This window comes from Sphingomonas sp. S-NIH.Pt15_0812 (assembly GCF_003951315.1).
Lineage (GTDB): Bacteria > Pseudomonadota > Alphaproteobacteria > Sphingomonadales > Sphingomonadaceae > Sphingomonas.
Window position 1 is genome coordinate 47928 of sequence record NZ_QLJH01000007.1, and the last position, 24216, is coordinate 72143.

27 protein-coding genes and 1 riboswitch are annotated in these 24216 nt (G+C 69.1%); of the genes, 16 read left to right on the top strand and 11 right to left on the bottom strand.

The features are described 5' to 3' along the window. Positions 1–3 precede the first annotated feature (3 nt). From acpS to BRX43_RS06535, 3 genes are read left to right on the top strand one after another with little or no spacing between them, the layout of a single operon-like run. Entirely contained in the window at positions 4–414 is a 411-nt protein-coding gene (gene acpS / locus BRX43_RS06525; protein WP_125994052.1) for a holo-ACP synthase, read from the top strand. After that, positions 411–1379: a signal peptidase I gene (gene lepB / locus BRX43_RS06530; RefSeq protein WP_125994053.1), complete on the top strand. Its 969-nt coding sequence runs from the start codon at positions 411–413 to the stop codon at positions 1377–1379. Before acpS ends, lepB begins: the two co-directional genes overlap by 4 nt. A 1-nt stretch (position 1380) precedes the next feature. Next, positions 1381–2463, top strand: a complete 1083-nt coding sequence (locus BRX43_RS06535; protein WP_125994054.1) for an AI-2E family transporter — start codon at positions 1381–1383, stop codon at positions 2461–2463. A gap of 13 nt (positions 2464–2476) precedes the next feature. Here the strand turns inward: BRX43_RS06535 and ubiG are convergent, their stop codons facing one another. After that, positions 2477–3226 (bottom strand): bifunctional 2-polyprenyl-6-hydroxyphenol methylase/3-demethylubiquinol 3-O-methyltransferase UbiG, encoded by a 750-nt coding sequence (ubiG, locus tag BRX43_RS06540; RefSeq protein WP_125994055.1) that lies wholly within the window; start codon positions 3224–3226, stop codon positions 2477–2479. 58 nt (positions 3227–3284) lie between these two features. On the opposite strand from ubiG, the gene BRX43_RS06545 reads away from it, so the two are divergent. Both BRX43_RS06545 and BRX43_RS06550 read left to right on the top strand, forming a co-directional pair. After that, complete coding sequence (locus BRX43_RS06545) at positions 3285–4544, top strand: aspartate kinase (RefSeq protein ID WP_125994056.1); 1260 nt, start codon at positions 3285–3287, stop codon at positions 4542–4544. A 29-nt stretch (positions 4545–4573) separates the two neighbouring features. Then, positions 4574–5560 (top strand): nitronate monooxygenase, encoded by a 987-nt coding sequence (locus BRX43_RS06550; protein WP_206433134.1) that lies wholly within the window; start codon positions 4574–4576, stop codon positions 5558–5560. Between the two features lie 6 nt (positions 5561–5566). Here BRX43_RS06550 and BRX43_RS06555 read toward each other — a convergent pair whose 3' ends face one another. After that, positions 5567–5971 carry a VOC family protein gene (locus tag BRX43_RS06555; protein ID WP_125994058.1) on the bottom strand — a complete coding sequence of 135 codons (405 nt, stop codon included), beginning with the start codon at positions 5969–5971 and terminating at the stop codon, positions 5567–5569. Between the two features lie 114 nt (positions 5972–6085). On the opposite strand from BRX43_RS06555, the gene ybgC reads away from it, so the two are divergent. The 6 genes from ybgC to pal are packed head-to-tail and all read left to right on the top strand — an operon-like array spanning position 6086 to position 10674. Next, positions 6086–6544 carry a tol-pal system-associated acyl-CoA thioesterase gene (ybgC, locus tag BRX43_RS06560; protein WP_125994059.1) on the top strand — a complete coding sequence of 153 codons (459 nt, stop codon included), beginning with the start codon at positions 6086–6088 and terminating at the stop codon, positions 6542–6544. Next, positions 6541–7233 carry a protein TolQ gene (tolQ, locus tag BRX43_RS06565; RefSeq protein WP_125994060.1) on the top strand — a complete coding sequence of 231 codons (693 nt, stop codon included), beginning with the start codon at positions 6541–6543 and terminating at the stop codon, positions 7231–7233. Before ybgC ends, tolQ begins: the two co-directional genes overlap by 4 nt. Before the next feature lie 4 nt (positions 7234–7237). Beyond that, a complete protein-coding gene (gene tolR, locus BRX43_RS06570; RefSeq protein WP_125994061.1) occupies positions 7238–7663 on the top strand; it encodes a protein TolR in 426 nt (141 codons plus the stop codon). Then, positions 7663–8700 carry a cell envelope biogenesis protein TolA gene (locus BRX43_RS06575; protein WP_125994062.1) on the top strand — a complete coding sequence of 346 codons (1038 nt, stop codon included), beginning with the start codon at positions 7663–7665 and terminating at the stop codon, positions 8698–8700. The genes tolR and BRX43_RS06575 overlap by 1 nt, the downstream gene beginning before the upstream one ends. Positions 8701–8708: 8 nt before the next feature. Further along, the gene (gene tolB, locus BRX43_RS06580; RefSeq protein WP_125994063.1) at positions 8709–10112 is read left to right on the top strand and encodes a Tol-Pal system beta propeller repeat protein TolB; all 1404 of its coding nucleotides are present in this window, start codon (positions 8709–8711) and stop codon (positions 10110–10112) included. Positions 10113–10152: 40 nt separating this feature from the next. Further along, positions 10153–10674 carry a peptidoglycan-associated lipoprotein Pal gene (gene pal / locus BRX43_RS06585; protein WP_125994064.1) on the top strand — a complete coding sequence of 174 codons (522 nt, stop codon included), beginning with the start codon at positions 10153–10155 and terminating at the stop codon, positions 10672–10674. 119 nt (positions 10675–10793) lie between these two features. On the opposite strand, the gene BRX43_RS06590 is transcribed toward pal, so the two are convergent. The 3 genes from BRX43_RS06590 to BRX43_RS06600 are packed head-to-tail and all read right to left on the bottom strand — an operon-like array spanning position 10794 to position 13774. Beyond that, a complete protein-coding gene (locus BRX43_RS06590; protein WP_125994065.1) occupies positions 10794–11642 on the bottom strand; it encodes a S1/P1 nuclease in 849 nt (282 codons plus the stop codon). Further along, positions 11642–12580 (bottom strand): isoaspartyl peptidase/L-asparaginase, encoded by a 939-nt coding sequence (locus BRX43_RS06595; protein ID WP_125994066.1) that lies wholly within the window; start codon positions 12578–12580, stop codon positions 11642–11644. The genes BRX43_RS06590 and BRX43_RS06595 overlap by 1 nt, the downstream gene beginning before the upstream one ends. A gap of 12 nt (positions 12581–12592) precedes the next feature. Continuing rightward, positions 12593–13774, bottom strand: coding sequence for an acyltransferase family protein (locus BRX43_RS06600; protein ID WP_125994067.1), 1182 nt, complete (start codon positions 13772–13774; stop codon positions 12593–12595). Between the two features lie 57 nt (positions 13775–13831). On the opposite strand from BRX43_RS06600, the gene ispG reads away from it, so the two are divergent. Both ispG and BRX43_RS06610 read left to right on the top strand, forming a co-directional pair. Continuing rightward, a complete protein-coding gene (gene ispG, locus BRX43_RS06605; RefSeq protein ID WP_125994068.1) occupies positions 13832–14971 on the top strand; it encodes a flavodoxin-dependent (E)-4-hydroxy-3-methylbut-2-enyl-diphosphate synthase in 1140 nt (379 codons plus the stop codon). A gap of 96 nt (positions 14972–15067) precedes the next feature. Further along, the gene (locus BRX43_RS06610) at positions 15068–15556 is read left to right on the top strand and encodes a GAF domain-containing protein (RefSeq protein ID WP_164523550.1); all 489 of its coding nucleotides are present in this window, start codon (positions 15068–15070) and stop codon (positions 15554–15556) included. A 51-nt stretch (positions 15557–15607) separates the two neighbouring features. On the opposite strand, the gene BRX43_RS21155 is transcribed toward BRX43_RS06610, so the two are convergent. The 6 genes from BRX43_RS21155 to BRX43_RS06635 all read right to left on the bottom strand — a co-directional run bounded on the left by BRX43_RS21155 (position 15608) and on the right by BRX43_RS06635 (position 21683). Further along, positions 15608–15733 (bottom strand): hypothetical protein, encoded by a 126-nt coding sequence (locus BRX43_RS21155; protein WP_277600158.1) that lies wholly within the window; start codon positions 15731–15733, stop codon positions 15608–15610. 67 nt (positions 15734–15800) lie between these two features. Beyond that, on the bottom strand, positions 15801–17378 hold the full coding sequence (gene gcvPB, locus BRX43_RS06615; protein WP_125994070.1) for an aminomethyl-transferring glycine dehydrogenase subunit GcvPB: 1578 nt from the start codon (positions 17376–17378) through the stop codon (positions 15801–15803). After that, positions 17375–18733: an aminomethyl-transferring glycine dehydrogenase subunit GcvPA gene (gene gcvPA / locus BRX43_RS06620; protein ID WP_125994071.1), complete on the bottom strand. Its 1359-nt coding sequence runs from the start codon at positions 18731–18733 to the stop codon at positions 17375–17377. The genes gcvPB and gcvPA overlap by 4 nt, the downstream gene beginning before the upstream one ends. A gap of 397 nt (positions 18734–19130) precedes the next feature. Then, the gene (gene gcvH, locus BRX43_RS06625; protein ID WP_125994072.1) at positions 19131–19502 is read right to left on the bottom strand and encodes a glycine cleavage system protein GcvH; all 372 of its coding nucleotides are present in this window, start codon (positions 19500–19502) and stop codon (positions 19131–19133) included. Then, positions 19499–20680, bottom strand: a complete 1182-nt coding sequence (gcvT, locus tag BRX43_RS06630) for a glycine cleavage system aminomethyltransferase GcvT (RefSeq protein WP_125994073.1) — start codon at positions 20678–20680, stop codon at positions 19499–19501. The genes gcvH and gcvT overlap by 4 nt, the downstream gene beginning before the upstream one ends. A gap of 172 nt (positions 20681–20852) precedes the next feature. Next, a riboswitch (glycine riboswitch) is annotated at positions 20853–20941 on the bottom strand. Between the two features lie 106 nt (positions 20942–21047). After that, positions 21048–21683 (bottom strand): hypothetical protein, encoded by a 636-nt coding sequence (locus BRX43_RS06635; protein ID WP_241214818.1) that lies wholly within the window; start codon positions 21681–21683, stop codon positions 21048–21050. A 107-nt stretch (positions 21684–21790) separates the two neighbouring features. Here BRX43_RS06635 and ispH point away from each other — a divergent pair, with 107 nt between their 5' ends. The 3 genes from ispH to rnhA are packed head-to-tail and all read left to right on the top strand — an operon-like array spanning position 21791 to position 24188. Further along, the gene (gene ispH, locus BRX43_RS06640) at positions 21791–22786 is read left to right on the top strand and encodes a 4-hydroxy-3-methylbut-2-enyl diphosphate reductase (RefSeq protein ID WP_125994074.1); all 996 of its coding nucleotides are present in this window, start codon (positions 21791–21793) and stop codon (positions 22784–22786) included. 8 nt (positions 22787–22794) lie between these two features. Beyond that, positions 22795–23748 carry a homoserine kinase gene (gene thrB / locus BRX43_RS06645; RefSeq protein ID WP_125994075.1) on the top strand — a complete coding sequence of 318 codons (954 nt, stop codon included), beginning with the start codon at positions 22795–22797 and terminating at the stop codon, positions 23746–23748. Then, complete coding sequence (gene rnhA, locus BRX43_RS06650; RefSeq protein ID WP_125994076.1) at positions 23745–24188, top strand: ribonuclease HI; 444 nt, start codon at positions 23745–23747, stop codon at positions 24186–24188. Before thrB ends, rnhA begins: the two co-directional genes overlap by 4 nt. Positions 24189–24216: the final 28 nt, after the last annotated feature.

Sequence of the window (24216 nt, forward strand, 5' to 3'; positions counted from 1 at the left end):
CGCATGATCATCGGCCTGGGCTCCGACCTGTGCAATATCGACCGGATCCAGGCATCGCTCGACCGGTTCGGCGAGCGGTTCGAACAGCGCGTCTTCACCACCGTCGAACTGGCCCGCGCCGCCCGGCGGCCGTTCACGCGTGCCGGCACGCTGGCCAAGCGCTTCGCCGCCAAGGAGGCCTTTTCCAAGGCGGTCGGCACCGGCTTTCGCGACGGCGTGTTCATGCGCGACATCGGCGTCGTCAACGCCCCCTCGGGCGCGCCGACGCTGGCGCTGACCGGCGGCGCCAAGGCGAGGCTTGACGCCTTGACCCCGCCGGGCCACGGCGCACGCATCCACCTTACCATGACCGACGATCATCCCTGGGCGCAGGCCCTGGTCGTGATCGAGGCTTTTCCGGACGCAATCGAATGAAGGACGCGGTGTTGGACGGCAGCAACCCCCAGGGCGGCCCCAGGGATGGCGGGGTTCGCGATCCCGCCACCTCCGCCGCGCCCCCGGTCAAGCGCAAGGGCACCGACTGGTGGGCCGAGGTGAAGGGCATCTTCTGGCTGGTGCTGATCGTGCTGGGCTTCCACAGCTTCATCGCCAAGCCCTTCTACATTCCGTCGGAATCGATGCTGCCGGGCCTTCAGGTCGGCGACCGGCTGGTGGTGTCGAAATTCGCCTATGGCTGGTCCTATGTCTCGCCGACCATCCCCAATCCGGTCGCGATCTTCCGCAGCGTCGTGCTGCGCGAGCCGGTCGACAGCTGGGGCGTGCCGATCCCGTTCATTCACGGCCGGGTGTTCGGATCGCTGCCCGATCGCGGCGACGTGGTGATCGTCACCCCGCCCGGCACGCACACCGATTACATCAAGCGCGTCGTCGGCCTGCCGGGCGACCGGTTGCAGGTGAAGGGCGGCGTCCTCTACCTGAACGGCAAGGCGGTGCAGCGCGGGCCGCTGCATTACGAGGATATTCCGGTCGACACGAACAGCCCCTGTTCCCCCGCCGAATATCCCGGCGCGCTGCTGACCCGGCCGGCCGGCAGCGCGGTCTGCCACCTGCCGATCGTGACCGAGACGCTGCCCAATGGCCGCCGCTACGACACGGTCGAGCTGGGCTGGAGCCCGGGCGACGATTATGGCCCGATCACCATTCCCGCCGATCACGTCTTCCTGATGGGCGACAATCGCGACCGGTCGGCCGACAGCCGCTATCCGTCGAGCGAGCAGGGGCTGGGCGGTCCGGTGCCGTACGAGAATATCGGCGGCCGCGCCGAGTTCATCACCTTCAGCCTGGACGGCGACTCGACGCTCAACCCGCTGACCTGGTGGGGGGCGCTGCGCAGCGGTCGCGCCGGCACCTCGCTGCATCCGACGCAAACGGGGAAATAACATGGCCGACGCGCAGCCCGCCAATTCCTCGCCAAGCGGCGGGTCCAGCCCGGTCGAGCTGCGCGATCCCGGCACCCGGCGCGAGATCCGCCGGGCCGCGATCTGGCTGGGCATGGCGGTGGGCATCGCGCTCGTCGTCCTGCTGATCCAGCCCATCCTGGTGATCTTCGCCGGCATCGTCTTCGCGACCCTGCTGGACGGCGGGGTGCGGCTGCTCGGCCGGGTGATGCCGATTGGGCGCGGCTGGCGCTTGCTGATCGTGGTGCTGCTGGTGCTCGCCTTCCTGCTCGGCACCTTCTACCTGACCGGGATGCAGGTGACGCAGCAGGTGCTGCAACTCCGCTCGACGCTGGAGGCGCAGGCGCTGAAGGTCACTGGCTGGCTGTCGTCGCAGGGGCTGATGCCCGGCGCGTCCGACGTCAGCGGGCTGCTCCGCCAGGCGGCGGGGTCGATCGGGCGGCTGACCAGCTGGCTGGGCACGGCGGTGGGGGCGATCACCAGCCTGTTCATGATGATGATCATCGGCCTGTTCCTGGCGATCGATCCGCAGGGCTATGGCCGCGGCGTGCAATGGCTGGTGCCGAGCGACATGCGCGCCGAATTCGGCCGCACGCTGGAGCATATGGGCCGGACGCTCCGCAAGCTGCTGGCCGGCCGCCTGCTCGGCATGGCGTTCGAGGGGGTGATGACCGGCATCGCGCTGGGCGTCGGCGGCGTGCCGATGGCGATGCTGCTTGGCATCATCGCCGGCATCCTGGCCTTCATCCCCAATATCGGTGCGATCATCACCGGCGTGCTGATGGTCGCGGTGGGATTCAGCGCGGGGACGCATACCGGCTTCTGGGCGATCGGCACCTATCTGATCGTGCAGACCCTGGACGGCTATGTCGTCGTGCCGATGGTCGCCAAGCGCACCGTCGACCTGCCGCCGGCGCTGACGCTCGGCACGCAGATCATGGCGAGCGCGCTGTTCGGCATCCTGGGGCTGGCGCTGGCCGATCCCTTCACCGCCGTGGTGAAGGCGGGGCTGGAACGTGCCGCCGAGCGTAACGACGAGGATGCCGGCGCGCCGACCGAGGCCTGACGCGCCCGCCCGGTCAGGCGTGGGTGACGGTGACCAGATAGTCGAGCGACGTGGACGACCCCAGCGCGAACCCATGCATGGGGGAGAAGGTCAGGCCGGTGACATCGCGCACCGCCAGCCCCTCGCTCGCCAGCAAGGTGGTCAGTTCGTCGGGCGTCAGGAACTTGTCCCAGTCGTGCGTGCCGCGCGGGATCGCGCCGACCGCCTCCGCCGCATCGACCAGGGCGAAGCGGGACAGGGCGGTGCGGTTGGGGGTGGAGAGGATCATCAGCCCCCCCGGCGCGAGCGCGCCGGCCAGCCCGGCGACGAACGCGGCGGGGCGGGCGACATGCTCGATCACCTCCAGGCAGGTGACCAGGTCGAAGCGCTCGCCGGTCAGATGCTCGACGCTGCCCGTGCGATAGTCGATCGACAGGGCGCCGGCGGCAGCATGGGCGGCGGCGGCGGAGATATTCTCCGGCGCGGCGTCCAGCCCGGTGACGGCACCGCCCATCCGCGCCAGCGGCTCGCACAACAGGCCCGCGCCGCACCCGACATCGAGCGTGCGCTTCCCCGCGAGCGGCGTGAAGCTGGTGGAATCGCCGTCCCAGTGCGAATCGATGGCGGCGCGGATATAGCCGAGCCGCACCGGATTGAGCCGATGCAGCATCGCCGACGAGCCCTTCGGGTTCCACCATTCGGCCGCCAGCCTGCCGAAATGGGCCGCTTCGGCGGGAAGGATCGAGCTGCTCTGGGGTGCCGGGACGGCGGCGTCACTTGTCATGGGCATTTTCGCTACCTATCAGGGCCGCCGCTTCCACCCAAGGAGAATGGCACCGAGCATGGCGCGTATCGTGATGAAGTTCGGCGGCACGTCGATGGCCGGGATCGAGCGCATCCGGAGCGTCGCCGCGCGCGTCAAACGCGAGGTCGACGCCGGCAACCAGGTCGCTGTCGTCGTGTCGGCGATGGCGGGCGAGACGGATCGGCTGGTCGGTTTCTGCCGCGAGGCCTCGGCGCTCTACGATCCGCGCGAATATGACGCGGTGGTCTCGTCGGGCGAGCAGGTGACGAGCGGACTGCTCGCCATCGCGCTCCAGGCGATCGGCGTGCCGGCGCGTTCCTGGCTCGGCTGGCAATTGCCGATCCATACCGACGATGCCCATGCCAAGGCGCGGATCGGCACGATCGACACCGCTGCCCTCGACGCCAGCCTGGCGCAGGGCGAGGTGGCGGTGATCCCCGGTTTTCAGGGCGTGTCGGCCGACAACCGCATCACCACGCTGGGGCGGGGCGGGTCGGATACCTCGGCGGTCGCGGTGGCGGCGGCGATGAAGGCCGACCGGTGCGACATCTATACCGATGTCGACGGCGTCTACACCACCGACCCGCGCATCGTCCCCCGCGCGCGCAAGCTGCACCGGGTGACGTACGAGGAAATGCTCGAACTCGCCTCGGTCGGCGCTAAGGTGCTCCAGACCCGCTCGGTGGGTCTGGCGATGAAGGAACAGGTTCGCGTCCAGGTCTTGTCGTCCTTCACCGGCGACGATGCCCCGATGGCGGACACGCTGCCCGGTACGATGATCGTGGGCGAAGAGGAGATTGACGACGTGGAACGCCAGCTGATCACCGGCATCGCGCACGACAAGAACGAGGCGAAGATCACGCTGGTCGCGGTGCCGGACAAGCCCGGCGCGGTGGCGGCGATCTTCGAACCGCTGGCGGCGGCCAACATCAATGTCGACATGATCATCCAGAATATCGCGCATGATCACGGCTCGACCGACGTGACCTTCACGGTCCCCTCGTCCGACCTCGCCCGGTCGATGGAGGCGCTGAACCAGGCGCGCGGCGCGATCGGCTTCACCGAACTCAGCCACGACACGCGCGTCGCCAAGATCTCGGTGGTGGGCGTGGGGATGCGCAGCCATGCGGGCGTCGCCTCGACGATGTTCACGACCTTGGGCGCGCGCGGCATCAACATCCAGGCCATCTCCACCTCGGAGATCAAGGTCAGCGTGCTGATCCATGAGGACGAGACCGAACTGGCGGTCCGCGTCCTCCACACCGCCTATGGCCTCGACGCCGAGGTGGAGGCTTGACGATCGGGCAGGAGCGGCTGCAGCGCCGCATGGCGCGCGGCGCGGCGTTTCTCGGCAGCGAGGTCGCGATCATGGCCGGGGCCATGTCGTGGGTCAGCGAGCGCAACCTGGTCGCGGCAATGTCCAATTCCGGCGGCTTCGGCGTGATCGCCTGCGGGGCGATGACCCCGGCGCTGCTCGACGCCGAGATCGCGGGGACGAAGGCGCTGACGGACAGGCCGTTCGGCGTCAACCTGATCACCATGCACCCCGACCTGTTCGAACTGATCGCGGTCTGCGGCCGGCACGGGGTCGGCCATGTCGTGCTGGCCGGCGGCCTGCCGCCCAAGGGCGCGCTGGAGGCGATCAAGGAGACGGGCGCGAAGGTGATCTGCTTCGCGCCGGCCCTGTCGCTCGCCAAGAAGTTGATCCGATCGGGCGTTGATGCGCTGGTGATCGAGGGGATGGAGGCCGGCGGCCATATCGGCCCGGTCTCGACCAGCGTGCTGGCGCAGGAGATGCTGCCGGTGATCGCGGATCAGGTGCCGGTGTTCGTCGCGGGCGGGATCGGCCGGGGCGAGGCGATCGCCGGCTATCTCGACATGGGTGCGGCGGGCGTCCAGCTCGGCACGCGCTTCGTCTGCGCGACCGAGTCGGTGGCGCATCCCAATTTCAAGCGGGCCTTCATCCGCGCCTCGGCCCGGGATGCCGTCGCGTCGGTGCAGATCGACCCGCGCCTGCCGGTCATCCCGGTGCGCGCGCTGAAGAATGCCGGCGGCGAGCTGTTCACCGCCAAGCAGCGCGAGGTCGCCCAGTCGCTCGACGAGGGCGCGGTGGCGATGGCCGAGGCGCAGCTCCAGATCGAGCATTATTGGGCGGGCGCGCTGCGCCGTGCGGTGATCGACGGCGATGTCGAGCATGGCAGCGTCATGGCCGGCCAGTCCGTCGGCATGGTCACGCGCGAGGAGCCGCTGGCCGATATCGTCGCCGAACTGATGACCGAGGCGGCCGGCGCGCTGGAGAAGCGCGCCGCCTGACCGGCGTTAGCGCCGGATGGGCGATCCGATCGACCAGCGATGGCCGAACGGATCGCTCACCTGTCCGTACCGGTCGCCCCAGAACTGGTCGCCGACCTTCATGGTGAGCATGGCCCCCGCCGCGACGGCGCGTTCGGCCCAACGATCGGCATCGTCGACCTGCAGGTGCAGCGTCACGCCCTGCGGCGCGGGTTCGGCATGGCCGCGCCATTCGGGAAATTCGTCGGACAGCATGATCCAGCCGCCATTGATGCGCAACGATGCCTGCATCAGCCGCTGGCCATCCTCGGCGACGTTGCGCTCCATGATCTGGGCGGCAAAGGCGCGCGCGTAAAAGGCCAGGGCTTCAGCGCCGCGCCGCTCGCGGATGGCGAGGAAGGGCGTGACTCCGCTGACGGGGCGTTCGGCCATGGCGACTCTCCTGTTCGACCGTGTTGATCGGCATCAAGGGTAATTTGATCGTCGGCCCGCGCCAACCATGGTCCGGGGTTCCACCCGTGGAAAGGTTGCGTTAACGGCTGGGGCATGACCGGGCCGGATCAACCAGTGGCGGGGCATTTCACGGGAGGCGAGCATCGCCTGCCGCTGCGCGTCTATTATGAGGATACCGACCTGTCGGGCGTGGTCTATCACGCCAATTACCTGCGCTATATGGAGCGCGCCCGCTCCGACATGCTGCGCGAGGCCGGGATCGACCAGCGCGCCGCCCATGAGGCGGGGGAGGGGGCCTATGCGGTCGCCGACCTGCACATCCGCTATCTGGCGCCCGCGCGGCTCGACGATGCGCTTGTCGTGGTGTCGCGCCTGGTCGAAGTGACGCCCGCGCGCGTCGTCATTCATCAGACAGTCAGGCGCGACGCGGTTCTACTCACGCAAGCGAAGGTGGTCGTTGCGTTCGTCTCGCCCACCGGCCGTCCGCGCCGCCAACCGCGTGGCTGGATCGACATCTATACCCAGTTGCTGGCTCAAGGGGGCCCGAAATGAATCCGGTGTTCAACATGGATGCGGCGACATTGTCGCCGGTCGCGCTGTTCCTTCAGGCCGATGTGGTCGTGAAGCTGGTGATGCTGGGGCTGCTGGCCGCCAGCGTCTGGACCTGGGCGATCATCATCGCCTTTGTCGGCCGGCTGCGCCGTACCCGGCGCGAGATGGCACGGTTCGAGCGCGATTTCTGGAAGGCCGACGATATCGACGCCTTCCACAAGGCGGAGGCCGGCCACGACATCCCCAGCGCCCGCGTCTTCGCCGCCGGGGTGCAGGAATGGCGGCGTTCGACCGCGCATGAGCCGATCGACCGCGACGGCACGCGCGAACGACTGGCGACCGCGATGGGCGCGGCCTCCGCGCTGGAGATCGACAAGCTGTCGGACCGGCTGAACGTGCTGGCGACGGTCGGCTCGGTCGCCCCGTTCGTTGGGCTGTTCGGCACCGTCTGGGGCATCATGCGCGCCTTTACCGGCATTGCCTCGGCGCAGAATTCGTCGCTGGCGGTGGTGGCTCCGGGCATCGCCGAGGCGCTGTTCGCGACCGCCATCGGCCTGTTCGCCGCCATCCCGGCGGTGATCGCCTATAACCGGTTCAGCCACGGCGTGAACAAGGTCGAGGCCTCGCTCCACCGTTTCGCCGATGGCTTCCACACCACCTTGTCGCGCCAGTTGGACGGGGCGCGCTGATCCGATGGCGATGAACCTGCCCTCCAGCCGCAAGGGCCGGCGCGCGCCGATGGCGGAGATCAACGTCACGCCGCTCGTCGACGTGATGCTGGTGCTGCTGATCATCTTCATGGTCACCGCGCCGCTGCTGACCACGGGCGTGCCGGTGAACCTTCCGGATACGCGCGCCAAGGCGCTGGACCAGGATCAGGAGCCGGTCGCGGTGTCGCTGGACGCCGAGGGGCGGCTCTATGTCGGCGACGATGAGATCGCGGAGGCGGCGCTGCCCGCGCGGCTCGACGCGATCCGCGCCGCCGCCAAGGGGGCCGAGCCGCCCCAGGTCTATCTGCGCGCGGACAAGGCGCTGGGCTATGGCAAGGTGATGCGGGTGATGGGCGAACTCAATCGCGCCGGCCTGAACCGCGTCGCGCTGGTGACGGTGGAAGGCTGATGGACCGCCGCGAGAAGATCGCGCTCGGAGTGGCGGTCGCGGGGCATGGCGTGCTCTTCGGCCTGCTCTCGGTCGGCTTTCTCGCCACGCCCAATCCGCTGAAGCTCAGTCACCCGCCGATCGACATTTCGCTGGTGCCCGACGTCGCGCTGGAACAGGCCTCGCCGACGCCCAACCAGCCGCCGGCACCCTCGGTCGCGCCCGATCAGGGCGCCCCGGAAGACGCCGCCGCGCCGGAAGCCGAGCCCGTCGCCGAGCCCGAACCCGCCCCACCCGAACCGGCGCCGAAACCGGCACCCGCGCCCAAGCCCGCGCTGCCCAAGCCCGAACCCGTGCGCGCGCCGGCCCCGAAGCCTGCGCCGGCCCCCAAGCCGGTGCCGAAGCCCCGGCCGCAGCCGAAACGCCCGGTGCCTGCGGCCGAGCCGGCGAAGCCGCAACCCAAGCCCAAGGCGGAGGCCAAGCCGGCCCCCGCCAAGACCGCCGCCAAGCCATCGCCGGCCAGACCCGCCGCCGCACCGGCCAAGGCGAAGCCGGAGGCCAAGCCAGCGGCCGCCGCCGCCAAGCCTGCCGTGACCAAGGGCGAGAGCAAGTCGACCACCGCCACCGCGACCAAGCCGCGCGGATCGCGCCTGGGCGACGATTTCCTGAAGGGCCTGAGCGACAAGCCGTCGCCCGCCAAGTCCACCGCGGCGCCGGCCGCCAAGATGGGCGCGCAGGCGGCGGCGAACATCGGCTCGGCGATCAAGCGGCAGGTCCAGCCCTGCGCCAACCGCCAGGTCTCGCCCGGCCCCGGCGCGGAGCGGATCCGCGTCGCGATCAACCTGCGCCTGAACCGCGACGGCAGCCTGGCGTCGCGTCCGCGCGTCGTCGGCCATACCGGCGTCGACGACGAGAATCGGCGTTATGTCGAGCGGGTGGACGACCTGGCGATCGCCACCTTCGTCGGCTGTTCGCCTTTGCGCGACCTGCCCCCTGAGCTTTATGACGTGCCCAATGGCTGGAGCAACTTCACGCTCCGCTACAATTTGCTGGGTTGAGGATGACCATGTTCCGCAAGACACTGACGCTCGCCCTGCTGCTCGGCGCCGCCGCCGCCATGGCGCAGGAGCCGGCCGCGCCAACGCCGCCACCGGCCCCGCAAACGGCCGCGCCGGGCCAGGCGTCGCTTCCCGCGGATGACCAGGCCGGTGGCCTGATCGTCGATGTCGAGGGCGGCACGTCGCAGCCGACGCCGATCGCCATTCCCGTCATGCCGACGCCCGCCGTGGTGCAGACGCCGGCCGGCGCGACCGATACGCTCGGCCGGCAATTGTCGGAGATCGTCGCCAACGACCTGCGCAACTCGGGACTGTTCACGCCGTTGTCGCCCGGGCAGCTTCGCGCGGTGAGCTTTCCGGAAGTGACCGCGCCCGCCTTCGACTATTGGCGGGGCACGTCCGCACAGGCGCTGGTCCAGGGCTATATCCGCGCCAACGCCGACGGCACGCTGACGGTCGGCTGCTATCTCTACGACGTGTCGGCGCAGCGCGAGCTGGTGCGTCAGGGCTTCGTGGTGCCGCCCGCCGACTGGCGGCGCGCCGGGCATAAGTGCGCCGATACCGTCTATTCGCGCCTGACCGGCGAGAAGCCCTATTTCGACAGCCGCGTCGTCTATGTCTCGGAGACGGGACCCAAGGGCAAGCGGGTCAAGCGGCTGGCGATCATGGACCAGGACGGGGCCAATCACCGCTTCCTGACCAATGGCCAGTCGATCGTGCTGACGCCGCGCTTCGCGCCCAACCAGCAGTCGATCGTGTATATGAGCTACGAGAATGACCGGCCGTCCATCTATGTCTACGACCTGGGGTCGGGCCGGCCGCGCCGCGTGGTGCAGAATGCCAACCTGACCTTCGCGCCGCGCTTCTCGCCCGATGGCCGCTGGATCCTCTTCTCGATGGCGGTGGGCGGCAATACCGACATCTACCGGGTGTCGTCGCAGGGCGGCACGCCGCAGCGGCTGACCAACTCGCCCGGCATCGACACCGGCGGCAGCTATTCGCCGGACGGATCGCGCATCGTGTTCGAGAGCGACCGGTCGGGCGGGCAGCAAATCTATACGATGAATGCCGATGGCTCGAACCAGCAGCGGATCAGCTTCGGCGGCGGCCGCTATGCGACGCCGGTATGGAGCCCGCGCGGCGACCTGATCGCCTTCACCAAGCTGGCCGGTAATTTCCGCATCGGCGTGATGAGCCCGTCGGGCGGCGGCGAAAAGCTGCTGACCAACAGCTGGTCGGACGAGGGGCCGAGCTGGTCGCCCAATGGCCGGGTCATCACCTTCTATCGCTCGGGACGCGGTGCTGGCGGCGCGGCGCAACTCTGGATGGTCGACCTGACCGGCGTCAACGAGCGGCGCATCCCGACGCCGCTGGGTGGGTCGGACCCGGCCTGGGGGCCGCTGCGTCCCTGACCGCGACCACCGATTTCAGACACTCGAAAGGAGTAATGCCATGACCCGATTGAAGACCGCGATCCTGATCGGCACCGCCGCGCTGACGCTGGCCGCCTGCGCCAAGAAGCGCCCCGCGGTGCTGCCGCCCGCGCCGACCGAGACGCCGGCCACGACGGGCCAGACCGGCCCCGGCGGTCCGATCGGCAATGGCGTGGTGCCGGGCAGCGATGCGGACTTCCAGCGGTCGGTGACGTCGAACACGATCCATTTCGGGCTCGACCAGTATGACATCGATCCGCAGGCGCGTGCGATCCTCGACAGCCAGGCCGATTGGTTGCAGCGCAATCCGAACGTCCGCATCACCATCGAGGGCCATTGCGACGAGCGCGGCACGCGCGAGTATAATCTGGCGCTGGGCGACCGCCGCGCCAATGCGACGAAGAACTATCTGGCCGCCAAGGGCGTCGCCCCCAGCCGGATGACGACGATCAGCTATGGCAGCGAGCGCCCGATCGCGCTGGGCTCGGACGAGGCCGCCTATGCACAGAACCGTCGCGCGGTGACGATCGTCCTGAACTGACCGGCCGGGTAGGCACGCCTCGGTCCAGACCGGACCGAGGCGTGCCTTCCTGTCTCATGCGACAATCCGGCGCGGACCTTCCGGAGTCCGCTCGCCCGGACAGTGGATGCCGTTAGCGATCAGCCGAGCGACTGATCGAGCAGCCGGGCCAGCCGCAGGCCGCCCTTCACCACTTCCTCGCGGGCGATGGGGACCAGGCTCTCGATATCCGCCTCGCTCATGGTCATGCGTTCGGGCGTCGGGCGGCAGGGATCGCCGTGCATCGCCACTTCATAGGCATGCCGCGCGACGCTCCAGCTCTCGCGGCTCCAATCGGTGACGGTGCCCTGCGACAGGCGCGCGCGGACCGCGGCCGAATAGCGCTTCACGATCGGCGGCGGGGTGGAGATGGCGCGCTCCGCCAGCAGCCCGTCCCAGACGGAATGCAGGTTCAGCCGCGCCGGATCATAGTCGCCATAGGTCGTCTTGGCGTCGTTGCCGCCCTTGTCGCCCTTGTCGCCGGCATGGAGCGGCTGGTGCAGGTCGCCGACGAAATGGACCAGGAAGGCGAGCGCCAGCACCCGGTCATGCGTGCTGGCCTTGCGGTCCGCCAGGATGTGGCGCTGGCGATCGATCTGGGTCGAGACGCAATTGCCGTCCTTGCACGCGGGTTGCAGGTCGAATTCGGCGCAGATGCTGACGTTCTGATAGTGCCAGCTATAGGCATAGCCGAAACGCGACTTGCCCTCGGCATCCTTCAGCGGCTTGACGCAATCGGGCCAGACGCTCGCCTCCTCGATGGTCCGCGCCGGACATTCGGGCGTGTCGAGCCTGGCTTGCGCCGCCAGGATGCGGGTGATCGCGGCGCGGGTGCGGGGCGTCACATTGTCCCAGGCGATCGCCGCCACGGTCTGGTGGCCATATTCCCAATAGGCGCCGGCCGGGCTGGCGAGCAGGGCGGCCGTCGCCAGGGCCGCGATACGCTTCATCACGCTTCGTCTCCGTAGATCGCGACCCGTCGCGCGCCGGAGGAGTCGGCGCGGCCGCGGAACATTCCGCTTGTATTGAAATGCCATAGCACCTGTCCATCGGGCGTGGCGACGATCACGCCGCCGGTGCCGCCCAGGTCGCGGACGCCGGCCAATACGGTTGCGGTCGCCTCGCCCGCCTCTTCGCCGAGCAGGCGGATGCGTGCGCCGATCTCATGGCCGACGCTTTCGCGGATGAAGAACTCGCCCGAACCGGTGGCGGAGACGGCGCAGGATCGATCGTCGGCATAGGTGCCCGCCCCGATCACCGGCGAGTCGCCAATCCGTCCCCAACGCTTGCCGGTGACGCCGCCGGTCGAGGTGGCGGCGGCGACATGGCCCTGCGCATCGCAGGCGACCGCGCCGACCGTGCCATATTTCATGTCGACATCGAACCAGCCGGCGCCGCTCGCCCTGGCCTTCATCGCGTCGAGCTGCGCGCGGCGTTCGGGCGTGGCGAACCAGTCGGCATCGGCCTGTTCCAGTCCCTGCTCGGCCGAGAAGATGTCGGCGCCGCGTCCGGCGAGGAAAACGTGGGGGCTGTGCTCCATCACCGCGCGGGCCAGGGCGACGGGGTGGCGGGTGGCGCTGACCGCCGCCACCGCGCCCGCGCGTCGGTCGCGCCCGTCCATGATCGCCGCGTCCAGCTCGATCGCTCCGTCATAGGTGAAGACCGCGCCGCGCCCGGCATTGAAGCTGGGATCGTCCTCCAGCACCGCGACCGCCGCCGCCACCGCGTCCAGCGCCGCGCCGCCCGCCGCCAGGATCGCGGTTCCGGCGTCCAGCGCGCGCGACAGGGCGGCGCGGGCGGCGGCGTCATAGGCGTTGTCGATCACGTCGCGCGCCAGCTGCCCGGCGCCGCCATGGATCATCAGGCTCCAGCGGAGAGGAATGGTCATGACGGATCGATCCTAGAGCAGGGCCGGACGCACCGGCCGGGGGTGGAGACGAAGCCCGATCAACGGGCGCAGCCAGCGGATGCGCCGGCCGCCATAATAGAAGGCGGCGCAGCCGGCGACCGTGGCTGCGACCAGGATCGCGAATTCGGCGGCGAAGGGCAGGCCGGCGGGCATCAGCCAGAGCGCGACCAGCACGATGATCGTCTGGTGGACGAGGTAGAAGGGAAATACCGCCTCGGTCAGCGTCGCGCGGATCGGATGATCGCGGTTGAGGAAGCGGGTGGCGAGGCCGATCAGCGCGACGATCGCGCCCCATTGCTCGGCGGCATGGGCGATGCCGTAGCGCGCGTAGAGGGACGGACCGAACGGCCCGATCCAGCGCAGCTCGACCCCGGCGACGAAGCCGTATCCCGCCAGCGCCATCGCGGCCCCAAGCGGCCACCAGCGCCGGATCGCCGCCATCGTCGCCGGCGATCCGGCCAGCGCGAAGCCGAACAGGAAGGCGGGCAGATAGCTGATATGGGCGATGCCGTCGCCGAACAGCGCATGGGTCTCCGCCGCCATCGCGAACCAGCGGGCGTGGATGAAGCCATACCAGGCGAAGGGCAGGGCGAGGACGCCGATCCCGCCCAGCCAGCGGCCGAACAGCGCGTCGAACCCGCCTTGCAGCCGGCCCGGCACCCGGACACGCCGCAGACAGGCCATGACCAGCGCCAGCGCCAGCGTGTAAAGCCACAGATAGGCGATGAACCACAGATGGTTCCAGCTCGGCAGGTCGAGCCCGCCGATGGTCGAGAAGTGGAAATAGTCGTGCGTCCAGAAGGTCCAGTACCCGGCCCGGTAGCCCGCCTTGCTGACCAGTTCGGCCCAGGGTTGGGGCGGCACGATCACCGCGATGCCGAAGGCCAGCGGCAGCGCCAGCCGCTTGCTCCGCCCCCAGGCGAAGTCGCCGGGCGAGCGGCTGCGCGCCAGCAGCGCGCGGCTGGCATAGCCGGACACGACGAACAACAGGCTCAACCGCCAGGCATTGACCAGCAGCATCGGCACCGCGATCCAGCCCTCGGCATGGGCGGACTTCACATGATAGTTCCAGTCCGCGAACACCATCGCAATATGGTAGAGGATCAGCAGCGCGAAGGCGCCGATCCGCAGCCAATCCATGCCATAATGTCGCGGGAATTTCGCTACGCTCACGCCTGCGCCCTACAGGCTTGTCTTTGAACCGCAACCCGCACGCTGTATATGGGGGCCATGTCCATTCGTCCCTGGCGCGATATCCACCGCCGTCAAAGCCGCCAGATCATGGTCGGCACCGTTCCCGTCGGCGGCGATGCGCCCGTCACCGTGCAGACGATGACCAACACGCCGACCAGCGATCCCGTCGCCACGATCGACCAGATCCGCCGCTGCGAAGAGGCGGGGGCGGACATCATCCGCGTGTCCTGTCCCGATGTCGAAAGCACCGCCGCGCTGCGCCAGATCACCCGCGCCGCGCGCGTGCCGATCGTCGCCGACATCCATTTCCACTATAAGCGCGCGCTGGAGGCAGCGGATGCGGGCGCGGCCTGCCTGCGCATCAACCCCGGCAATATCGGCTCGCCCGAGCGCGTCGCGGAGGTGGTGCGCGCCGCCAAGGCCAATGGCTGCGCGATCCGCATCGGCGTGAACGGCGGCAGCCTGGAAAAGCATCTGCTCGAAAAATATGGCGAGCCGTGCCCGGACGCGCTGGTCGAATCGGCGCTCGACCATATCAAGCTGCTCCAGGACCATGACTTCCACGAATATAAGGTGGCGGTGAAGGCGTCCGACCTGTTCCTGGCGGTCGCCGCCTATCAGCAGCTCGCCGAACGGGTCGACTGTCCGCTCCACCTGGGCATCACCGAGGCGGGCGGTTTCGTCGGCGGCACGGTCAAGTCGGCGATCGGCATCGGCTCCCTGCTCTGGTACGGTATCGGCGACACGATCCGCGTCTCGCTCTCCGCCGAGCCGGAAGAGGAAGTGCGCGTTGGCTTCGAGATCCTGAAGTCGCTGGGCATCCGCAATCGCGGCGTCCGCGTCGTGTCCTGCCCCAGCTGCGCGCGCCAGGGCTTCGACGTGATCCGCACGGTCAGCGTGCTGGAGGAACGGCTCCAGCATATCCGCACGCCCATGTCGCTGTCGGTGCTGGGCTGCGTCGTCAACGGGCCGGGCGAGGCGCGCGAGACGGATATCGGCATCACCGGCGGCGGCAATGGCCGCCACATGGTCTATCTGTCGGGCGTCACCGACCATCATGTCCAGGACGAGGGCATGGTCGACCATATCGTCGCGCTGGTCGAGGCGAAGGCGGCGGAGATCGAGGCGGCGGCGATCCGGAGCGAGACCGACCGGGCGGCGATCGCGGCGGAGTGATCGACGGCCCGTTAAGGGTCTCCCCATATAGATGACGGAATAACGGTGCGCACCGGCAATAGCCGGGCGCTGGAGCCGTTGATGAGAGGCAACGGAATGACGAGCGAACGACGCCGCCTCGCGGCGCTGCGCAGCTATGCGATCCTGGACAGCGCGGCCGAGCCGGACTTCGACGAGCTGATCGAGCGGGTCGCCACGACCTTCGACATGCCCTGTGCGATGCTGTCCTTCATCGATGCGCATCGCCAGTGGTACAAGGCGCGGGTCGGCGTGGCGGAGGCCGAGATCCCGCGAGCGGTGTCGCTGTGCACGCACAGTATATTGAACGACGGCGTGACCGTGCTGCCCGATGCGCGGGCGGATGCGCGATTCGCCGATCATGCGCTGGTCACCGCGATGCCGGGCATCCGCTTCTACGCGGCGGCGCCGCTGCGGACGGCGGAGGGGGCCGCGATCGGCACCGTCTGCGTCTTCGATCACCAGCCCCATCCGCCGCTGTCGGGGCAGGGGCAATTGCAACTCGCCAGCTTCGCGGCGGAAGCGATGGACTTGCTGGAGCGCCGGCTGGTGCGGCTGGCGGCTTAGCGCCGTACATCTCCCCTTGAAGCCCGACGACGTGATCTGGACGTGGGATCGTCATTGCGAGCGCAGCGAAGCAATCCAGAGCGTCACGCGCGCGGCTGTGGATTGCTTCGCTGCGCTCGCAATGACGGCTTGGGAAAACCCGATGGCATCCTGCTCAAGAAGGAGGGGAACCACCATGAAGCGGTGGCGGAGGGGTGTGGCCGATCGCTGGGGTCGGCGACCGGCGACACCCCTCCGTCAAGTTTCACTCCGCCGCGGCGGCGACCGGTACGGGCTCCTTCCACACCAGGATCGGCTTGCGCGCGGCGCGCGTCTCGTCGAGCCGGGCGCGGGGGGCGAAGTGCGGCGCGGTCTTCAGCGCCTGGTCACCCGCCTTGGCGCGCTCCGCCACCGAGCGCAGCGCGCCGATGAACTGGTCCAGCGCCGCCTTCGACTCGGTCTCGGTCGGCTCGACCAGCATCGCGCCGTGGACGACCAGCGGGAAGTACATGGTCATCGGGTGGAAACCCTCGTCGATCAGCGCCTTGGCGATGTCGATCGTCGAGAAGCCCTCGGCCAGGCCGGCGTCGGAGAAGATCGCCTCATGCATGCACGGCCCGCTCGTGGCGAAGGGCGCGTCGAGCGTGTCCTCCAGCGAGCGCAATACGTAATTGGCGTTGAGCACCGCATCCTCGGCGACCTGGCGCAGGCCGTCCGCACCGTGGCTGAGGATATAGGTCAGCGCGCGGGTGAACATGCCCATCTGGCCGTGGAAGGCGACCATCCGGCCGAAGCTGTCGGCATGATGATCCTCGGCATTCTCCTCCTCGACCAGGTGGAAGCCGGCCTCGGTCTTCTCGACGAAGGGCAGGGGCGCGAAGGGGGTCAGCGCCTCGGAGAACACCACCGGCCCCGAACCCGGCCCGCCGCCGCCATGCGGGGTCGAGAAGGTCTTGTGCAGGTTGATGTGCATCGCATCGACGCCGAGATCGCCCGGCCGCACCCGGCCGACGATCGCGTTGAAGTTCGCGCCGTCGCAATAGACATAGCCGCCGGCCGCATGGACCGCGTCGGAGATGGTCTTCAGGTCGCGCTCGAACAGGCCGCAGGTATTGGGATTGGTGATCATCACGCCCGCCACGTCCGGCCCCAGTCGGGCGATGAGCGCGGCGGTGTCGACCCGGCCGTCGACGGTGGCGGGAATGTCCTCCACCGAGAAGCCGGCAAAGGCGGCGGTGGCGGGATTGGTGCCATGCGCCGATTCGGGCACCAGGATCACCGTGCGATGGCCCTCGCCGCGCTTCGCCAGTGCCGCCTTGATCGCCAGGATGCCGCACAGCTCGCCATGCGCACCCGCCTTGGGGCTCATCGCCACCGAGGTCATGCCGGTCAGCGTCACCAGCCAGTGCGCGAGCTGATGGATCACCTCCAGCGCGCCCTGCACCGTGTCGACGGGCGCAAGCGGATGGACGTCGCTGAAGCCGGGCAGCCGCGCCATCTTCTCGTTGAGGCGCGGATTATGCTTCATCGTGCACGAGCCGAGCGGGAAAAGCCCCAGGTCGATCGCGTAATTCTGGCGGCTGAGGCGCGTATAGTGGCGCACCGCCTCCGGCTCGGCGAGGCCGGGCAGGCCGATCGGCGCGGAACGGGCAAGGCCACCCAGCCGGTCGCTTGCGGGCGCGGCGGCGACGCCGGTGAAGTCGACGCCGGTCGTCGCGGTATCACCGATCTCGAAGATCAGCGCCTCCTCCAGCATCAGCGCCTTGTTGCCGGTGAAGGTCGGGGCGTCGGCGCCGCCGGCCTGGGGCGCGGTCGGGCGCCAGCCGCTCTGGTTGATGCTCATGCCAGTACCTCCTGGAGCGCGGCGGCGAGGGTGTCTACATCCTCCGCCGTGGTGGTTTCGGTGACGGCGACGATCAGGCCGTTCGCCAGGTCACCCTCGCCCGGATAGAGGCGGCCGAGCGACACGCCCGCCAGGACGCCGCGATCGGCCAGCGTGCGGACGACGGGGCGGGCCTCCTTCGACAGCTTCAGCGTGAACTCGTTGAAGAAGCGGTCGGTGACCAGCTCGACGCCCGGCACCTGCGCCAGCCGGTCGGCCGCGGCGACCGCGCCCGCATGGTTGATCGCGGCGAGCCGGCGCAGGCCCGCTTCGCCGAGCAGCGTCATGTGGATCGAGAAGGCGAGCGCGCACAGTCCCGAATTGGTGCAAATGTTCGACGTCGCCTTTTCGCGGCGGATATGCTGCTCGCGCGTCGACAGCGTCAGCACGAAGCCGCGACGGCCATCGGCATCCACCGTCTCGCCGCACAACCGGCCGGGCATCTGGCGGACATATTTGTCCTTGCAGCCGAACAGCCCGACATAGGGGCCGCCGAATTGCAGGCCGACGCCCAGCGACTGGCCCTCGCCGACGACGATGTCGGCGTCCATCTCGCCGGGGCTGCGGATCGCGCCCAGCGCCACCGGCTCGGTGACGACGGCGATCAGCAGCGCCTTCTTCGCATGGCAGGCCTGGGCCAGCGGCGTCAGGTCGGCGATTCGACCGAGGATGTCGGGATATTGAACGACGACGCAGGAGGTGTCGTCGTCGATCTTCGCGATCAGCGCGTCGAGATCGCCCTCGGCCGACAGCACCGGCAGCGCGGTGTCGAGCTGGTCGCCGGTGTACTTGGCCATCGTCCTGGCGACCGAGACGTAATGCGGGTGCAGCCCGCCCGACAGGATCGCACGCCCACGCCGGGTGATGCGCCGCGCCATGCCGATCGCCTCCCAGCAGGCGGTCGACCCGTCATACATGGAGGCGTTGGCGACATCGGTCCCCAGCAGGCGTGCGACCTGCGTCTGGAACTCGAACAGCATCTGCAACGTGCCCTGCGCGATTTCCGGCTGATAGGGCGTGTAGGCGGTCAGGAACTCGCCGCGCTGGATCAGGTGATCGACGCTGGCGGGGACATGGTGGCGATAGGCGCCCGCGCCCAGGAAGAAGGGGACCTCGCCCGCCACCGTGTTGCGGCGCGCGAGCGCGGTCATGTGCCGCTCCACCGCCAGTTCGGAGGCATGGCCGGGCAGGTCGGCGATCGGGCCGGACAGGCGCGCCTCGGCGGGAACGTCGACGAACAGGTCGTCGATCGCATTCGCGCCGATGACGGCGAGCATCGCCTCGCGGTCGGTGGGGGTAAGCGGCAGGTAGCGCATCATTGATCCTTAGTGGCCGCAGGAAGACCTACGACACGGAGGAGCCGAATCGGCATCAGCTCAGGTGCATGATCCAGGCAGATTTCACGGCGACACATTGTTGTGACGCGACCTTCGATGACGACCTCGCGACCGGTGGAATCCGCGAGTGCTGATCCAAGTCGTTCATTGGGGCCGATCGCCACACTTGAGGGACGGGGTGCGATTGGGTGATCCGGTGCAGGTCGGGCGCGCAAATCGCACCCCCAATCGCCGCAAGTCAGCCAACCGCGCACCATCACCAGTCGCCCATCCAGCTCCTCCAGCCGGCGGGAGAGCTCGGCGGCACGCACAGCCAAGGGCTGTTCCGAGCCAACCGGTTCACCGCTCGGCGTAAGGAGCAGGAGGGCGAGTGCTATCACAGCTTCGCGACGAACGCTTCGTAGGCGCCTTCGTCCATCAGCTCTTCCAGCTCGCTCTCGTCGGACAGGGTGATGCGGAAGAACCAGCCTTCGCCATCGGCGTCCGAATTGACCAGGTCGGGCTGGTCGGCGAGCGCGGCATTGCCCTCCAGCACGGTGCCGGAGACGGGCGTGTAGACGTCGGAGGCGGCCTTGACCGACTCGACCACCGCCGCCTCGTCGCCCTTGCTGAGCTGGCGGCCCTCGGCGGGGACATCGACGAACACGATGTCGCCGAGCTGGCTCTGGGCATAGTCGGTGATGCCAACGGTGCCGATCGCGCCGTCGACGTCGATCCACTCATGATCCTCGGTGAAGTAACGCATTATTTTGCTCCCTGACGAACATAGCGATGGGGGACGAAGGGCATGGCGGCGACCACCGCCTCATGGACCTTGCCGCGCTGGACCAGGCGGACGCCGGTGCCGGGCGCGGCGAGGTCGGTCGGGACATAGGCCATGGCGATCGCGCCGCCGAGCGTCGGGGCGAAGCCGCCGCTGGTGACGCGGCCGATCACCGCGCCATCGGCATCGACCACCGACGCGCCTTCGCGCACCGGCTGGCGACCGGTGACGAGCAGGCCGACGCGTTGCACCGCCGGGCCGCGCTCGCGCTCCGCGAGGATGCGCGCGGCCCCGGCGAAGTCCGCCGCCTCGCGACGCTTCTTGGCGAGCGCGAAGCCGAGATCGGCCATGACCGGCGTCGTCTCCGGATCGAGGTCGTGGCCGTAGAGCGGCAGGCCCGCCTCCAGCCGCAGCGAGTCGCGCGCGCCGAGACCGATCGGCCGGATTTCCGGCTGGTCGAGCAGCGCATCGGCGAAGGCGGCGACCGCCTCGGCCGGGACCGAGATTTCCAGCCCGTCCTCGCCGGTATAGCCCGAGCGGCTGACCCAAAGCGGCGTGCCGTTCCAGTCGAAGGCGCCGGCGGTCATGAACACCAGCGAATCGACCCCCGGCACCAGCCGCGCGACGGTGGCGACGGCCTTCGGACCCTGCGCCGCGAGCAGCGCCTGTTCGTCCTGCAGGTTGATGGTGATGTCGTCCGACAGTGACTCGAGCAGATAGCCGATATCGTCATATTTGGTCGCGCCGTTGACGACCATGTAGAGTTCGGTGCCGGGTTGGCCGTCCTCGTCGGTGCTGGCCCGCCGCGTGATCATCAGATCGTCGAGCACGCCGCCCTCGTCGTTGAGCAGCAGCGAATAGCGCATCCGGTTCACGCCCAGGCCCTGGATGTCGCCGGGCAGCACCGCCTCCAGCGCGCGGTCGACGCCTTCGCCGGTCAGGACCAGCTGGCCCATATGGCTGACGTCGAACAGGCCGGCCGATTCGCGCACCCACAGATGCTCGGCCATGATGCCCTCATATTGGACGGGCATGATATAGCCGGCGAACGGCACCATCCGCCCGCCATGGGCGCGGTGCCAGGCATCGAGCGGCAGTAGCTGCGGCTCTTCCTGATCCTCGGGGGCGTCTTCGACGTTCAGCAGCGTTTCCGCATCGGACATTCGACCGTACTCCAAAAAGGGCGAGTCGGCGGCACGCGTGGCCGCACGAAATTCGAACCCCCTCTGTCACGGGACCTGAGAGCTTTCGCCGCCGGCGCATCGATCAGCGTCCGTTGTCGGCTTACCCCTTCGGTGGTCGCCCTGAAAGGACAACGCTTTCCAGAGTGTCGTGCGACCCCATGCGGTCCTTGGTGCCTGAGAGATTCCGGGGCGGTTGCTCCTTCGGCGGCCCTGAAAGGGGCGCTCTCCCGCACGGGGCATCGACGTTGGTGTCGCTCTGGCCAGCCGCATCGCCCCTGTCAACGGGAGATGCGGCCGTCCGGCGGGAACAATCATACGGGCCGTGCGTGCACGGCCCGGAGGCGGCTCAGCGCGACGCGTTGTAGCGGAGTTGCGCGTCGGTCATCTGGAAGCCGACCAGCGCCTCGAAGCTGGCGGACAGCACCGCCTTGCGGACCTCGGGCTTGGACAGCGGATCGGTGGCGGCGTCCTCGTCGCCGGCTTTGCGGCGGCGGGTCAACTGGTCGCGCACCTCCTGCGGCAGGGTGGCGGCGCTGCGGGCGATGCTGGTGGTGGCGGAACCGCTGACCTGCGCGCGCGCCTCGCCGGCCGCGAACTGCACCGTGACGCTGCCGATCCGCTTCGCGACCACCATGTTGCCGCCGCGCACGATGGCGATGAAATAGGGCAGGGTGACGGTCCGCGCCGAGTCGGTGCGGATGCGGCGCGCCTGCACGTCGAAGGTGACGGTGGTGACGACGTCGTTGCCCTGGTCGTTGCAGCTGCCCCGCACATGGGTCATCACCGCAACCAGATCGATCGCGTTCTCGTCCTGGCTGGTCGGCGGGTCGAACAGCGTGACGTCGCCGGTCGCGGCGGGCACGCCGACCACCGGGCAGGCGGTGCGGACGGCGGTGATGCCGCCGGTGGCGTCGATTTCGCCCGTGGTCTTACAGCCGGCGAGCAAGGTCGCCGCGGCGAGGGTGGGGAGCAGGATCTTCACGGACAACGCGGCACCTCAGGGGTCGGGGCCGCGCAAATGGCGGCCGGCAATTCCGCCCAATAGGAAGCGGCTTGGACCCGCGCAAGCAATCGCGTAGAGCGCGAGCCATGCAGGCCCCCCTTTCGGAACCCGTCGCCGCCCCCGTCGCCGTCTCGAGCGACAAGCCCGCGCTCGAACTGCTGATCGCCGCGCCGCGCGGTTTCTGCGCCGGTGTCGACCGCGCGATCCGCATCGTCGAGCTGGCGATCGAGAAGCACGGCGCGCCCGTCTATGTCCGGCACGAGATCGTCCACAACAAGTTCGTGGTCGACCGGCTGCGCGCGATGGGCGCGGTCTTCGTCGAGGAACTGGACGAGGTGCCGGACGATGCGCCCGTCGTCTTCTCGGCCCACGGCGTGCCCAAGTCGGTGCCGGCCGAGGCGCAGGATCGCGGCCTCGACTATCTCGATGCGACCTGCCCGCTCGTCTCCAAGGTGCATCGCCAGGCCGAGCGGCTGGTGAAGGACGGCCGCCACATCATCTTCATCGGCCATGCCGGCCATCCGGAGGTGATCGGCACCTTCGGCCAGGTGCCGCCGGGCACGATGAGCCTGATCGAGACGGTCGCGGATGCCGAGGCGTTCACGCCCCTCGACCCGACCAACCTCGCCTTCCTGACCCAGACGACTCTGTCGGTCGACGACACGGCGGCGGTGGTCGCGACCTTGCAGGACCGCTTCCCGCTGATCGCCGCGCCGCGTGGCGAGGATATCTGCTACGCCACCTCCAACCGCCAGGCGGCGGTGAAGGCGATCGCCTCCGCCTGCGACGCGATGCTGGTGATCGGCGCGCCCAATTCGTCCAACTCGGTCCGGCTGGTCGAGGTGGCGGAGCGCGAGGGGACGCCGGCGCTGCTGATCCAGCGCGCCAACGAACTCGACTGGACCTTCCTGCACGGTGTCGGCACGCTGGGGATCACCGCCGGGGCCTCCGCGCCCGAGTTGCTGGTCCGCGAACTGGTCGACCGGCTGTCGCTGCGCTATGCCGTGACCGAGCGGGAGGTCGAGACCAACCGGGAGACGATCGCGTTCAAGCTGCCTCGCGGCCTCGACCCCGACGCCTGAGTCCTGCCATGGCCGTCTATACCCATGTCTCCGCCGAGTCGCTCGGCGCGTTCCTCCGCCGCTATGACCATGGCGCGCTCGTGTCCGCCAAGGGCATCGCCGAGGGGGTGGAGAACAGCAACTATCTGCTCGACACCACTGAAGCGCGCTTCATCCTGACCCTCTACGAGAAGCGAGTCTCGGCCGGCGACCTGCCCTTCTTCCTGGCGATGCTCGACCATCTCGCCGATCGCGGCCATCCGGTGCCGCGCGCGCTGCCCGACCGGGCCGGGGTGGCGATCCAGACGCTGGAGGGGCGGCCGGCCTGTTTGATCGAGTTCCTGCCCGGCGTCTCGCTCAGCCAGCCTACCGAGGGGCAGGCGCTGGCGGCGGCGCGGGCGCTGGGGCGGATGCACCGCGACCTGGCCGATTTCACCGGCACGCGGCCCAATGCGCTGGGCATGACGGCATGGCGGCCGCTGCTCGACCAATGCGGCCGTTCGCTCGATACGATCGCGACCGGACTCTACGACCGGGTCGATTGCGCGCTGGCGGTCGTCGAGTCGGCATGGCCACGGGAACTGGCGACGGGGGCGATCCATGCGGACCTGTTCCCGGACAATGTCCTGATGCTGGGCGAGGAGGTGACCGGGCTGATCGACTTCTATTTCGCCTGCACCGACATCCGCGCCTATGACCTGGCGGTGACGCACAGCAGCTGGGCGTTCGACGGGCAGGGCGCGCCGCTATCGCCCGCCGTGGGGCGGGCGATAGCGGCCGGCTATGACGCCGAACATCCTTTGACCGAGGCGGAGCGCGCCGCCTTGCCCGTGCTGGCGCAGGGGGCGTGCATCCGGTTCCTGCTGACCCGCGCCTGGGACTGGCTCAACACGCCCGCCGACGCGCTGGTCACGCGCAAGGACCCGCTCGCCTATCTGCGCCGGCTCGACTGGTATGAAGCCAATATGGGAGCCTTCGCATGACGCCGGTCGAGATCGCCACGGACGGCGCGTGCAAGGGCAATCCCGGCCCCGGCGGCTGGGGCGCGATCATCCGATCGGGCGCGCATGAGAAGGAATTGTCGGGCGGCGAGCCGCTGACCACCAACAACCGCATGGAGTTGATGGCGGCGATCCAGGCGCTCAACGCCCTGACCCGGCCGTGCAAGGTCACGCTGTCGACCGACAGCCGCTATGTGATGGACGGCCTGACCAAGTGGATCAAGGGCTGGCTGCGCAACGGCTGGAAGACCGCCGACAAGAAGCCGGTGAAGAATGCCGAGCTGTGGCAGGCGCTGCTCCAGGCGGCCGAGCCGCACCAGATCGAGTGGAAATGGGTGAAGGGCCATGCCGGCCACCCCGACAACGAGCGCGCCGATACGCTGGCCAGCGACGCCGCGCTGGTGGCGGGGCGGCGGGGGTAGGGGGCCGTTCCTCTCCGTCCGTTCCCCC